Source organism: Thalassobacillus devorans (assembly GCF_011761345.1).
GTDB lineage: Bacteria > Bacillota > Bacilli > Bacillales > Halobacillaceae > Thalassobacillus > Thalassobacillus devorans.
Window position 1 is genome coordinate 74,082 of sequence record NZ_JAASRY010000002.1, and the last position, 12,311, is coordinate 86,392.

Sequence of the window (12,311 nt, forward strand, 5' to 3'; positions counted from 1 at the left end):
GCAATGATCAGAACTGAAGAAATGATGCTTAACGTAGGCCCGCAGCACCCGAGCACCCATGGTGTGTTCCGCCTTGTCATCAAAGTCGATGGGGAAATCATCAAGGAAGCGACACCGGTCATCGGTTATCTTCACCGGGGGACCGAAAAGCTTGCGGAGGATTTACAATATACACAAATTATTCCATATACAGACCGGATGGATTACTTATCAGCAATGACAAACAACTATGTCATTTGCCACGCCGTTGAAACGATGATGGGGCTTGAACTTCCGGATCACGCCGAATATTTACGGGTGTTGGCAATGGAACTTGGAAGAGTAGCCAGTCATTTGGTCTGGTTCGGTACATATTTATTGGATATCGGGGCGGTAAGCCCTTTCCTTTATGCTTTCCGCGAACGGGAAGCGATCATCAACCTGTTGAATGAACTTTCCGGTGGCAGGCTGACATTCAATTATATGCGTGTCGGCGGGGTCAAATGGGACGCTCCAGAAGGCTGGATTGATAAAGTGCGCGATTTCGTACCTTACATGAGAGAACAGCTGGCTGGCTACCATGACCTGGTGACAGGAAACGAAATCTTTTTAAACCGTGTGAAGGGTGTCGGACGTTATACCAAAGAAGATGCCCTGCAATATTCGCTTAGCGGAGCAAATTTGAGATGTACCGGGGTCGATTGGGACCTCAGGAAGCACGAGCCGTATTCCATCTATGATCGCTTCGACTTCGACGTCATCACACGAGATGGAGGAGATGCCTGGGCGCGCTACCAATGCCGACTGGCAGAAATCGAAGAGTCTTTGAAAATAATTGAACAGGCTGTCGAGCAGATTCCGGATGATGGTAAGTTCATGGCAAAAGTACCACGGATTATAAAAGCTCCTAAAGGGGAGGCTTTTGTCAGAATTGAATCGCCTCGTGGAGAGATCGGCTGTTATATTGCCAGTGAAGGAAAAAAAGAACCATACCGAATTAAATTCAGAAGGCCGTCTTTTTACAACCTTCAAATTCTCCCTAAACTGCTCGAAGGGGAAAACATGGCCAACTTGATCACGATTCTCGGAGGGGTGGATATCGTCTTAGGGGAGGTGGATGGCTGATGACCTGGATCGATTCCGTTTTGCAATCCCAGCCAGGCTGGGGGAACATGGCCATTTTCCTGTCACTTGGTGTTGCCATGCTGGGGATTGGACTTGGTTTCGTAACTTTTGCCATTCTGGCAGAACGAAAAGTAATGGGTTTCATGCAGCTGAGACACGGCCCCAACCGTGTCGGTGGACGCTTCGGCCTGCTGCAAAGTGTGGCTGATGTACTGAAACTGTTGATAAAAGAAGACACGATGCCTAAGCAAGCGGATAAACCACTTTTCATTCTGGCACCGATGATTGCTTATGCGCCTGCCTTTTTAGTATTGGTGGTCATACCATTTACACCGGCATTCAAATTTTCAGATATCGGTGTCGGGTTGCTGTATTACATTGCGATTTCTGGTATATCCACGATCGGCATTGTAACAGCAGGGTGGGCTTCTAATAATAAATATGCCCTGATGGGGGGCATGCGTGCCGCTGCCCAGATGATATCCTATGAGATTCCGTTAGTGATGTCCGTGGTGGGGATCATCCTGTTTACAGGCAGTCTAAACCTTTATGACATCGTTGTTTATCAAGAGCATGTAGCTTTCGTCTTCTTACAGCCGGTCGCGTTCATCATTTTCCTGATCGCCGGGACGGCAGAACTCAATCGGACACCGTTTGACCTTCCAGAAGCGGAGTCAGAGCTGGTAGCCGGTTACCATGTAGAGTACTCAGGATTTCGTTTCGCCTTCTTCATGCTGGCGGAATATGTCTATCTATTTGCACTTTCTGCGTTGATTACTGTGTTATTCCTTGGCGGGTGGAATGCACCAATTCCAGGGATAGGCCTGAACGACATCGGACTTGGAGCGGTGTGGTTCACAATGAAATTCATCGTCGTTGTTTTCTTCTTCATGTGGCTGCGTGTGACTTTTCCTCGACTGCGCGCAGACCAGTTGATGGAATTTGGCTGGAAAGTACTGCTTCCAATCGCTTTAGCGAATATTTTTGTAACAGCGATTATCAAAGAGCTGTTTTTCTAATATTTTCGTCTTGCTTTGCGATAAGCCAGGTTTTCAAAAAAAGGTACAGCATACCAACTGAAAGGGGGCTGAACATATGCTTGGTTTAGCGAAAGGTCTCAAATATACCCTGAAAAATATGACAAGGGAAAAAATGACCTACCAGTATCCTGATGAGCCGGTGCCGATGCCGGATCGTTTCCGGGGCATCCAAAAGTTCTACCCGGAAAAATGTATTGTCTGCAACCAGTGCGCCAACATCTGCCCGACAGATTGTATCCAGTTGACAGGGAAAAAACACCCGGACCCTGATAAAAAAGGAAAAGTCATCGACACGTATGACATCAACTTTGAAATCTGCATTTTATGTGATCTCTGCACGGAGGTATGTCCGACAGAAGCAATCGTTATGACGAACAATTTTGAACTGGCGGAGTACTCTCGTGACGATCTGTTTAAAAACCTGGAGTGGCTGGATGAAAATGATCAGAACATCAGAGAGGAGAATAAAGCATGAGTGGAGAATTATTCGCCTTTCTAGTTCTGGCATTGCTTGCGATTTTAGGTGGCATTCTGATGCTGAACCTAACCAAAGTCATCCACATGCTGCTTTCACTCGTCCTTACTTTTCTTGCTATTGCCGGATTATACGTCCTGTTATCAGCTGAATTTGTTGCTATTGCGCAAGTACTGATCTACTCCGGTGCTATTACGATCATCATGATTTTCGGCATCATGCTCACACGGCATAACGATACCCAAAAAACAAAAGGCAACCGGACAAGAAATATGGTTGTCGGTGCTGGAGTAGTATTATTTTTCTTTACGATGTACTTTTCGATCAACCAGGTGTCATTCGGCGACCAGGCGACCAGTCTGCATGTGGAAAACACAAAGCAGATCGGTATCGAATTGTACAGCAAATATATCATCCCGTTTGAATTGATGTCTGTGGTCCTGCTCGTATCTTTAGTAGGCGCAATCATTTTGGCTAAACGGGATGACGAGGAGGAGGCGGAGCAAAAATGAGTGCCATACCAGTCAATGCCTATCTTCTTTTAGCTCTAGTGCTATTTTGTATTGGCCTCTTCGGTGCTTTGACAAAAAAGAATACAGTGATCGTCCTGATTTCGATTGAACTGATGTTGAATGCGGTCAATATCAATTTGGTCGCATTCAGTAAGTATGGCATTAATCCGGGTATAACCGGTCAGATTTTTTCGTTATTCACCATCACCGTAGCAGCTGCGGAAGCTGCTGTCGGCCTTGCGATTCTAATCGCACTTTACCGGAACCGCTCGACAGTGCAGATCGATGAGATGAATACGATGAAGCACTAGGTTCCTTATCGGTTCAATTGCAAACCTGGAACAGAAGGGAGTTGTGTCAGGATGTTAGAAAATGCATGGTTGATCCCTTTGTTTCCATTGCTGTCCTTCCTTTTACTCCTTTTCTTCGGAAAACAGTGGAAGGAAATGAGCAGCCATGTAGGCATCGGTTTTACAGGGGTTTCTTTCCTGCTTTCTGTCATCGTGCTTTTTACGCAAATGGCAAATGGAAGCGGTGGAGCGGAAATGGTCTGGCTTACAATCGGCCAGTTGGAATTTCGCTTTGGAGTAGTTGTCACGCCGCTAAATGCATTAATGCTTGTCATCGTATCACTCGTCAGTTTTCTTGTACATATTTATTCCAAAGGCTATATGCATAGTGATGAACGACTGACGACATTTTACAGCTATCTCGGATTGTTCACCTTTGCGATGCTGGCATTGGTGATCTCACCAAACCTTTTACAGTTGTATATATTCTGGGAATTAGTCGGTGTCGGTTCGTTCCTGTTGATCGGCTTCTACTTTTATAAGGAAGAAGCAAAAGCAGCGGCAAAAAAAGCGTTTATCATGACGAGGATCGGCGATGTCGGATTACTTATCGGGATGATTCTCTTATTCTGGCAGGTCGGCAGTCTCGAATTCAACGACATTTTTACCGCTGTCGGTGGAGGAGAAGTGCCGGAAGGATTACTGACGCTGATCGCTATTCTCATCTTTGTCGGGGCAGTAGGGAAATCAGGTCAATTCCCGCTTCATACCTGGCTACCTGACGCCATGGAAGGGCCAACGCCTGTATCCGCCTTGATTCACGCGGCGACCATGGTAGCGGCAGGTGTTTATCTTGTTGCAGCATTGTTCCCGGTATTTGAAGCAAGTCCTGCAGCTATGACAGTTGTGGCTGTTGTTGGTGGATTTACAGCAATCTTTGCCGCAACCATCGGCCTTGTACAAACAGATATCAAACGGGTGTTGGCTTATTCTACCGTTTCTCAGCTGGGTTACATGATGATGGCTCTAGGTGCAGCGGGATATGTGGCGGGTGTCTTTCATTTAATGACCCACGCCTTCTTCAAAGCATTATTGTTCTTAGCAGCAGGAAGTGTCATCCATGCAGTACACAACCAGAATATAGAAAAGATGGGCGGGCTATGGACTAAAATGCGGATCACAGGTCCTGTATTTTTAATCGGTACGCTTGCCATTAGTGGCGTGCCGCTGTTCTCCGGGTTCTTCAGTAAAGATGAGATTCTACTGGCAACCTGGTACGACGGACGTTATGGATTGTTTATCATCGGACTTGTAGCCGCATTCTTTACAGCTTTTTATATGTTCCGGTTATTCTTCATGGTATTCACTGGGGAACATCGCTCTGAGGTTACAGAAGTACGTGAATCACCACGTTCGATGACAATCCCGATGGTGGTGCTCGCATTCCTGGCAGCTTTTTCCGGTTACATCAATACTCCCTGGTTTGGAACGTTTTTAGGGGATTGGCTGGCAGGGGACAGCGAATTTCTTCCATTTGAACATCATGAGGGCCCGGTATGGGTGATGATGGCGGCAAGCTTGATTGCTTTTGCTGGTATCGGCCTTGCCTACCTTATCTATTATAAAAAATCGTTGCAACGTGACTTTTTATCCAGTCATATGCCTGCAACCTATACGTTGGTCTTTAACAAATACTTTATAGATGAATTCTATCAATATACCGTCGAATACGCCGCACGCGCAGTGGGTTATCTTGGAAGCTTCATAGAAAAATACATTGTGGAAGTCATTGTAGCAGCCGTCTCGGGAGTTACCCGAGCTGCCGGAAGCCTCGGCTCGAAACTGCAGTCGGGGCAAGTGCAGACATATGGTGCTATAGCATTCATCGGCCTTGCTATTCTTGTCTTCCTCGTCGTCTGGACAGGGGGGTACCTATGATGGATTGGTTAACGTTAATGATTTTCTCCCCGTTGATTGGTATTTTGATTTTAAGTGTTCAGTCTGCAGAAAGGAAAACGGTAAGCCTTACGGGAATTCTCGCAACAGTCCTGCCGCTCTTATTATCGTTAGTAGTCTACGCACAGTTTCATGGAGGAGGAAACCTGGGAGTTTCTCATGGCTGGATCAACTTTGGTGGTGGAATGTTCCAGGCCAACTATGAACTTGGCATTGATGGATTCTCTTTGTTACTGATATTACTGACTACAATCGTATCAACGCTGTCAGCGAGTGTGGCAGCTGCTCAGATTAAGCAAGGATTGAAGGCATATTTCCTCTGGTTCCTCATTCTGGAAATCGGGATGCTTGGTGTATTCACAGCAGAGAACCTGATTTTGTTCTTTATATTCTTTGAAATAACCCTGGTTCCAATGTTTTTCCTGATTGGCCGATGGGGCTTTGTCGAACGAGAAAAGGCAGCCTATAGCTTCCTCATATACAACGGCTTAGGTTCAGCAATCCTGTTGATTTTGTTTGCTGCAATCTTTGCAAAAACAGGAACCACCAATATTGAAGAGTTGAAAGCTATTATGGCAAGCAGTGAGGCAGTTAGTGAAGAATTCCGTTATGGAAGTATGCTGGCACTATTAGTCGCATTTGGAGTCAAACTGCCAATCGTTCCATTGCATACCTGGATGGTGAGAGTCCATGTTCATGCACCGATCGCAGTCGTGATGATTCACGCAGGCATTTTACTCAAAATCGGTGCCTACGGCTTAATCAACTTTGGTCTGGGAATATTCGGAGATCAATTTGCAAAAGTGGCGCCGTTCATTGCAATACTTGGCTTGATTAATTTATTGTACGGGGCGTTCCTCGCTTTTGTGCAAAATGAATTGAAAAGTGTGTTCGCTTATTCCAGTGTTTCTCATATGGGTATCGTATTACTTGGGGTAGCAGCAATGAACGAAGCTGGAATTCAAGGAGCTATTTTCCAGACATTGTCACACGGGTTGATTGCAGCCTTATTATTTTTACTGGTTGGCATTATCCATCAGCGAACACATACCACAAAACTCAGCAGTCTCGGCGGATTAGCCAAACGGATGCCGCTCGCGGCAGGGTTCTTACTGGCAGCAGCAATGGCGTCATTAGGGCTGCCGGGAATGAGCGGGTTTGTATCCGAGTTCATGGCGTTCCTTGGGCTATTCGAAACGATGCCATGGATAGCTGCAATCGGTACGCTCGGAATAATTATGACCGCTGTCTACATTTTACGGGCAGTTCTCGGTGTAACCTATGGAAAAACAATCAAGGCTTTTACAGGAATGTATGATTTGACGAGAATAGAGATGATTCCAGCTGCTGCCTTGCTTGCATTAATTGTATTGATTGGTATCTACCCTGCCATTATCACTCATACACTGCAGTTGACTTTAGAATCTATCATGCCAGGGATAGGAGGGTAAGCTTATGGATATGGAAACATTGTTAAGTTATGAATGGAGTATGATGGCCCCAGAGTTCACCATATTGATTATTGCTACCGTCTTATCCTTAGTAGATTTATTCGCTGATAAAAAGATCGACCGTAAGCTGTTCGGCTGGTTTGGCGCAGCAGGTATCGGAATCGCCCTGTTTTTTCTTTTCAGTCAAATAGGACATGAGCCTGCCATGATTCTTGCTAACACCTACAGGCTGGATGCATTTTCCTTGAGTTTCAAAATTCTCCTTCTCATCGGAGCGCTGCTGGTACTATTGATGGGAGTTTCCTATGAAGCGAAAGGTGAATTGCTCTACCGCGGGGAATTCTATTACTTACTCATGAGTGCATTGCTTGGCGCTATGATGATGGCAAGCAGCGCTGACTTGATCACATTGTTTGTTGGATTAGAATTACTGTCCATCTCTTCTTATATCCTGGCGGGAACAAGGAAGAAATCGACACAATCAAATGAAGCGGCAATGAAATATGTCATCAATGGCGGAATTTCAAGTGCTTTTACATTATTCGGACTCAGTTACATCTATGGATTGACAGGAAGTACGAATCTTGCCGACATTTCCCGGGAAATATCGAATATTGCGCCGGAAAATGGATTGGTTTTATTAAGTGTCGCTTTTATCCTGACTTTTGTCGGGCTGGCATTCAAGATTTCCACTGTCCCTTTTCAAATGTGGGCCCCAGATGTCTATCAGGGAGCACCTATTCCGGTTACCGTTTTCTTGAGTGTCGTATCGAAAACGGCAGGGTTTGTCATCATCCTTCGCGTCTTACTGAGTGTTTTTCCATTCGCGCAAGGATTAGAAGCGAATACTTCCCTATTGCAATCGATGATGATATTCATTAGCGTGTTGGCAGGAATAACTATGATAGCCGGGAACACCGTTGCCTTGAAACAAAGAAACATAAAGCGGCTGTTCGCCTATTCAAGTATTGCTCACGCTGGTTATCTATTGGTTCCTTTCGTAGCTTTCTCTGAGATGATGTTTGAGAGCATGTGGTTTTATTTGGCGGCCTACTTGCTGATGAACATAGGAGCGTTTGCCGTCATCCAGGTCATGAGTGAGCATAGCCATTCAGAAGATATATCCATCTTCGCCGGACTCTTCTACCGCAGGCCATGGATGGCAGTCATGATGACGATCTTCTTATTATCATTAGCCGGGATTCCTGGTACAGCAGGTTTTATTGGGAAGTTGAATATTTTCATAGGAGCTCTCTTCTCGGATCCATCCCGCTACATATTGGCGGCGGTCATGATGGGAACAACAGTCATTTCCTACTTCTATTATTTTGGCGTTATGGCACAAATGTTCATGCGTCCGTCGGGAAGTGCTGTACCGATAAGGATGCCGGTTGGAGTTACGATTGCCATGGTCTTCTGTGCGGCAGGTACCATTACCCTGGGTTTATTCCCTGGAGTGGTGTTAGACTTCTTCCAAACTCAGTTTAACTTTGCAGAAATGTTCTATTGAAAAACATCTATTCCTCCGGAGATGCAGGTTTTGCATCTGACGGGGGATTTTTTCGTTTCAGAATGTTTACAGCGAGTGAAATAAAGGTAGTAGTAGACTAGGATATCCGCTGGTTTGACAATTTCATTTCTCCATGGCATGTTTGGAAAGGATTAAAGTCAATAAGGGAAATGAAATTGAAGAGGTGTATAGGAATATGTTAGATACTTTTTTACAGCAGGCTGGTCAACAGGCTTTAGCCGGCATGGTTTCTCATCTGATTTTCATCATTATTACCTGGAGGGTCCTTCAGGCGATAAAGCTGGAAGGGTGGGTCCGTAAAGATCATGTATTTGAAGTCAGGGTATTGATGATTCTGGTTACCATCACAATTGGTACCAGCGTCAGCCGTTTCTTCCTTGATTTTCTTCAATGGTCGCAGCAATTGGTCCATCTGTTCTGATTGTCGTTTCATGTTGAGAAATAAACCGTATGCAATAACCTCTCCTTGGAAACAATGAAAATAGTAATCTATCAAGGAGAGGGTTGTTACGATGAGAAGACTGTTGATCATCCTGGTTGTCGCTTTGGTGTTAAGTACAGATTTGGAAACTTTCGCAGGGGTCAAAAACACAGAAGAACTGCCACTTTATGCCATTACTGCTCATTTACAAACCCAAGGCATTGAGGTGGACGGATGGGAAGTAATGGCAAAAGAGTCATTCCCGTCCCAGCACTTGCAGGAGCTCAAAACACAAATAAAAAAAGAACTGCCAGAAGCTAAATGGCAGCAGACTTCTGATCGTAACAGCATTAAATACACGATGACTAACCCACAAAAAAAGGAAGGGATCATCGAAAAGTTTATTGTCATTGTCCCAAGGGAAAAGAGCAATCATATCGAACTCATTTATAAAATAACAGGGACAAGCTGGGGGGAAGTAAGTGAACATTATTTAACAAATTATTTTTTTGTTAAAAAAGGTCGAATCTTCACAGAAAATGTCGCTATTTTCTCTTGTGCAAAAGCTGAATTTAATGGTATTATTGATGATGTTTTAGTGTATCAAAAATTAAGACAAGCCCTAGACATAAAAACAATCGAATCGATAAATGAAACTGATTTTACCAGTATTTCCGGATATACACCAGAGTGGGAGCAGACGATCCCGCTGCCAGAAGGTGCCATGAATGTCCAATTTGCTGTCCGCAAAGGTTTGGGCGCAAAGACAAGCATTACAATAGGCACACCAATAATCACGTCTGAATATTAATAATAATGAATATGGACTCGGAGGAGAATGAACCGTGGAAAAAATCATCGTCCGTGGTGGGAGGCAGCTGAATGGCACCGTGAAAGTTGAAGGCGCCAAGAATGCCGTACTGCCTGTCATCGCAGCAAGTATAATTGCAAGTGAAGGAAAAAGTGTCCTTCATGAAGTTCCAGCATTAGCTGATGTAGTTACTATAAATGAAGTTTTACGCAATATTAACGCTGAAGTAGGATTTGAAAACAATACAGTTACCGTTGACGCTTCTGGCGATATTAAAACAGAGGCTCCATTTGAATTTGTACGTAAGATGCGTGCTTCTGTACTTGTACTGGGACCACTTTTGGCCCGGTATGGTCATGCTAAGGTCGCTATGCCAGGCGGTTGTGCAATTGGATCCCGCCCGATCGACCAGCATTTAAAAGGTTTTGAAGCGATGGGAGCCAAAGTCAATGTTGGCAATGGCTTCGTCGAAGTAAACGCTGACGGGCGCTTGAAAGGTGCCAAGATTTACATGGATGTACCGAGTGTCGGTGCAACAGAAAACATCATGATGGCCGCAGCGCTTGCCGATGGTAAAACAATTCTGGAAAACTGTGCCAAAGAGCCGGAGATTGTCGATTTAGCAAACTTCCTGAATAAGATGGGAGCTAAAATCGTAGGCGCTGGTACAGAGACGATTCGTATCACCGGAGTGGATAAGCTTAAAGGTGCGGAGCACACGATTATCCCTGACCGTATCGAAGCAGGTACGTTCATGGTAGCAGCAGCTATCACGAAAGGAAACGTGCTTGTTAAGGGAGCAGAAGCTGAGCACCTGCGTTCCCTTGTTTCTAAAATGCAGGAAATGGGTGTCATCATTGAAGAAGAGGAAGATGGCCTTCGTGTCATCGGACCAAACCATTTAAAAGCAGTTGATATCAAAACTCAGCCTCACCCAGGTTTCCCGACAGATATGCAGTCACAAATCATGGCGTTGATGCTTTCTGCTAAAGGAACAAGTGTGATCACGGAGACAGTCTTTGAAAACAGGTTCATGCATGTGGAAGAATTCCGCCGCATGAATGCCAAAATGAAAATCGAAGGACGCAGTGTAATCATTGAAGGCCCATCCGACCTACAGGGTGCGGAAGTAGCTGCTACCGACTTGCGTGCAGGAGCCGCTTTGATACTTGCTGGTCTCGTAGCTGATGGTTATACACGTGTAACTGAATTGAAGCACTTGGACCGCGGATATGTCGACTTTGCAGATAAGTTGGCACAGCTTGGAGCTGACATTGAGCGCATCAATGATAATCCTGCAAGCGAACAAGAAACAGCCGAAGATTCCGTGCAAGCTACGTCTTAATAACAAGAAATATGGAAGCTTACCCTCGCTTTAATTGGCAGGGTGAGCTTTTTTTATACTTTAAGAAAGCTTAATATGAGAACGTAATTTTTTCATCCTTGGCGACAATCCAAGTTTTTTCTAATTACATACAGCTTGAATTGGATAAAAACTAAGTTTTTCTGAGGACATGTGACTAAAAAGGTTCTACCATATCCTTTTTCTGTATAAATATTTACTAGAGACATCTATTAACGTTCTAGCAGGAGGGCATGGGATGAAAAATTGGAAACGGCCAGGATTGATCACATTTTCTTTTTTATTACTGATGATACTCATTATTCCTACACTGATCGTCTTACCATTTATCGACTCAGACAAGGAACAGCGCATCGCCGAAGAAAAGCAGGAAGAGCTGCCGGAACTGGTAGAACTTCCGGAAGACCTTTCCCCTTTTAACATCGATGTCCTGCGCACCAATACGAACAAGGTGGAAGAAGTACCGCTGGAACAATATGTCGCCCGGGTGGTCGCCTCGGAAATGCCGGCAGATTTTCAACCAGAAGCCTTAAAAGCACAGGCTTTGGCGGCAAGAACGTATATCGTACAGCATTACTCCAACGGAGAAGGAGTGTCGGATCAGGCTGATGTCACCGATACCGTGGATCATCAAGTGTACAAAAATGAATCGGAGTTACGCAACCAATGGAAAGCAGAGTTTGACACCAAGATGAGCAAAATCAATCAGGCAGTTCGAGAAACTGCAGGAGAGATTATAACCTATGAAGAAAAACCGATTTTTGCTGCTTTTTTCTCAACGAGCAATGGGTATACCGAAAACTCGGAAGATTATTGGAAGAACCCTTATCCCTATTTGAAAAGCGTTGAAAGTCCATGGGATAAACAATCCCCTAAGTTTCTCGATCAGAAAGTTCTCTCTGTACAAGAGGTGGAAGCTAAGCTCGGCATTACATTTCCTGTCGATGTAACCGCCTCCCGGATCAATAAAACAGAAGGCAATCGTGTCAGCAGTATTGAAGTAGGCGGTGAAGAGTTTTCAGGGAGAGAGATCCGCGAAAAACTCGGTCTTAAATCCAGTGACTTTTCTATTGAACAAAAAGATGGACATTTGATTTTCACCACCAAAGGCTATGGCCATGGCGTCGGTATGAGTCAATATGGAGCAAACGGAATGGCTGAGCAGGGAAGTGACTACAAAGAAATCGTCCAGCATTACTACCAGGGAGCAGAAATCACCGAAATGGATCAGCTCAACACCCTCCAGGCCATGATCAACCCGAATGAATAACATGAGTAAAGCTTGTAGAAACATTCTGCAGGCTTTTTTTCATGCCTTAGCTATTTAGCTTTTACATAGATGAATAAATGTACCACA

At 44.7% G+C, this 12,311-nt stretch carries 12 protein-coding genes; all 12 read left to right on the forward strand.

Going from position 1 to position 12,311, the window contains the following annotated elements; genetic code table 11:
- Positions 1–3: 3 nt before the first annotated feature.
- The 12 genes from FHS45_RS07760 to spoIID all read left to right on the forward strand — a co-directional run bounded on the left by FHS45_RS07760 (position 4) and on the right by spoIID (position 12,224).
- The gene (locus FHS45_RS07760) at positions 4–1,104 is read left to right on the forward strand and encodes an NADH-quinone oxidoreductase subunit D (protein ID WP_062442407.1); all 1,101 of its coding nucleotides are present in this window, start codon (positions 4–6) and stop codon (positions 1,102–1,104) included.
- Complete coding sequence (nuoH, locus tag FHS45_RS07765) at positions 1,104–2,123, forward strand: NADH-quinone oxidoreductase subunit NuoH (protein ID WP_062442405.1); 1,020 nt, start codon at positions 1,104–1,106, stop codon at positions 2,121–2,123. The genes FHS45_RS07760 and nuoH overlap by 1 nt, the downstream gene beginning before the upstream one ends.
- Before the next feature lie 76 nt (positions 2,124–2,199).
- A complete protein-coding gene (gene nuoI / locus FHS45_RS07770) occupies positions 2,200–2,619 on the forward strand; it encodes an NADH-quinone oxidoreductase subunit NuoI (protein ID WP_062442402.1) in 420 nt (139 codons plus the stop codon).
- The gene (locus tag FHS45_RS07775; protein ID WP_062442400.1) at positions 2,616–3,131 is read left to right on the forward strand and encodes an NADH-quinone oxidoreductase subunit J; all 516 of its coding nucleotides are present in this window, start codon (positions 2,616–2,618) and stop codon (positions 3,129–3,131) included. Before nuoI ends, FHS45_RS07775 begins: the two co-directional genes overlap by 4 nt.
- Positions 3,128–3,442 (forward strand): NADH-quinone oxidoreductase subunit NuoK, encoded by a 315-nt coding sequence (gene nuoK, locus FHS45_RS07780; RefSeq protein WP_062442396.1) that lies wholly within the window; start codon positions 3,128–3,130, stop codon positions 3,440–3,442. Before FHS45_RS07775 ends, nuoK begins: the two co-directional genes overlap by 4 nt.
- A gap of 51 nt (positions 3,443–3,493) precedes the next feature.
- Positions 3,494–5,359 (forward strand): NADH-quinone oxidoreductase subunit L, encoded by a 1,866-nt coding sequence (gene nuoL, locus FHS45_RS07785; protein ID WP_062442394.1) that lies wholly within the window; start codon positions 3,494–3,496, stop codon positions 5,357–5,359.
- On the forward strand, positions 5,356–6,828 hold the full coding sequence (locus tag FHS45_RS07790) for a complex I subunit 4 family protein (RefSeq protein ID WP_062442391.1): 1,473 nt from the start codon (positions 5,356–5,358) through the stop codon (positions 6,826–6,828). The genes nuoL and FHS45_RS07790 overlap by 4 nt, the downstream gene beginning before the upstream one ends.
- 4 nt (positions 6,829–6,832) lie before the next feature.
- On the forward strand, positions 6,833–8,338 hold the full coding sequence (gene nuoN, locus FHS45_RS07795; RefSeq protein ID WP_062442388.1) for an NADH-quinone oxidoreductase subunit NuoN: 1,506 nt from the start codon (positions 6,833–6,835) through the stop codon (positions 8,336–8,338).
- 244 nt (positions 8,339–8,582) lie between these two features.
- Positions 8,583–8,780 (forward strand): DUF1146 family protein, encoded by a 198-nt coding sequence (locus FHS45_RS07800; RefSeq protein ID WP_341829891.1) that lies wholly within the window; start codon positions 8,583–8,585, stop codon positions 8,778–8,780.
- 91 nt (positions 8,781–8,871) lie between these two features.
- On the forward strand, positions 8,872–9,591 hold the full coding sequence (locus tag FHS45_RS07805; RefSeq protein WP_062442386.1) for a YwmB family TATA-box binding protein: 720 nt from the start codon (positions 8,872–8,874) through the stop codon (positions 9,589–9,591).
- A 34-nt stretch (positions 9,592–9,625) separates the two neighbouring features.
- Complete coding sequence (gene murA, locus FHS45_RS07810) at positions 9,626–10,936, forward strand: UDP-N-acetylglucosamine 1-carboxyvinyltransferase (protein WP_062442383.1); 1,311 nt, start codon at positions 9,626–9,628, stop codon at positions 10,934–10,936.
- 256 nt (positions 10,937–11,192) lie between these two features.
- Positions 11,193–12,224, forward strand: a complete 1,032-nt coding sequence (gene spoIID, locus FHS45_RS07815) for a stage II sporulation protein D (protein ID WP_062442381.1) — start codon at positions 11,193–11,195, stop codon at positions 12,222–12,224.
- Positions 12,225–12,311 lie beyond the last annotated feature (87 nt).

What these genes read in the sequence shown, in the direction of transcription:
- nuoN (WP_062442388.1), top strand. Translation starts at nt 6,833, where the DNA reads ATGGATATGGAAACATTGTTAAGTTATGAATGGAGTATGATGGCCCCA.
- FHS45_RS07775 (WP_062442400.1), top strand. Translation starts at nt 2,616, where the DNA reads ATGAGTGGAGAATTATTCGCCTTTCTAGTTCTGGCATTGCTTGCGATT.
- nuoL (WP_062442394.1), top strand. Translation starts at nt 3,494, where the DNA reads ATGTTAGAAAATGCATGGTTGATCCCTTTGTTTCCATTGCTGTCCTTC.
- nuoI (WP_062442402.1), top strand. Translation starts at nt 2,200, where the DNA reads ATGCTTGGTTTAGCGAAAGGTCTCAAATATACCCTGAAAAATATGACA.
- FHS45_RS07800 (WP_341829891.1), top strand. Translation starts at nt 8,583, where the DNA reads ATGGTTTCTCATCTGATTTTCATCATTATTACCTGGAGGGTCCTTCAG.
- FHS45_RS07760 (WP_062442407.1), top strand. Translation starts at nt 4, where the DNA reads ATGATCAGAACTGAAGAAATGATGCTTAACGTAGGCCCGCAGCACCCG.
- spoIID (WP_062442381.1), top strand. Translation starts at nt 11,193, where the DNA reads ATGAAAAATTGGAAACGGCCAGGATTGATCACATTTTCTTTTTTATTA.
- nuoK (WP_062442396.1), top strand. Translation starts at nt 3,128, where the DNA reads ATGAGTGCCATACCAGTCAATGCCTATCTTCTTTTAGCTCTAGTGCTA.
- FHS45_RS07790 (WP_062442391.1), top strand. Translation starts at nt 5,356, where the DNA reads ATGATGGATTGGTTAACGTTAATGATTTTCTCCCCGTTGATTGGTATT.
- nuoH (WP_062442405.1), top strand. Translation starts at nt 1,104, where the DNA reads ATGACCTGGATCGATTCCGTTTTGCAATCCCAGCCAGGCTGGGGGAAC.
- FHS45_RS07805 (WP_062442386.1), top strand. Translation starts at nt 8,872, where the DNA reads ATGAGAAGACTGTTGATCATCCTGGTTGTCGCTTTGGTGTTAAGTACA.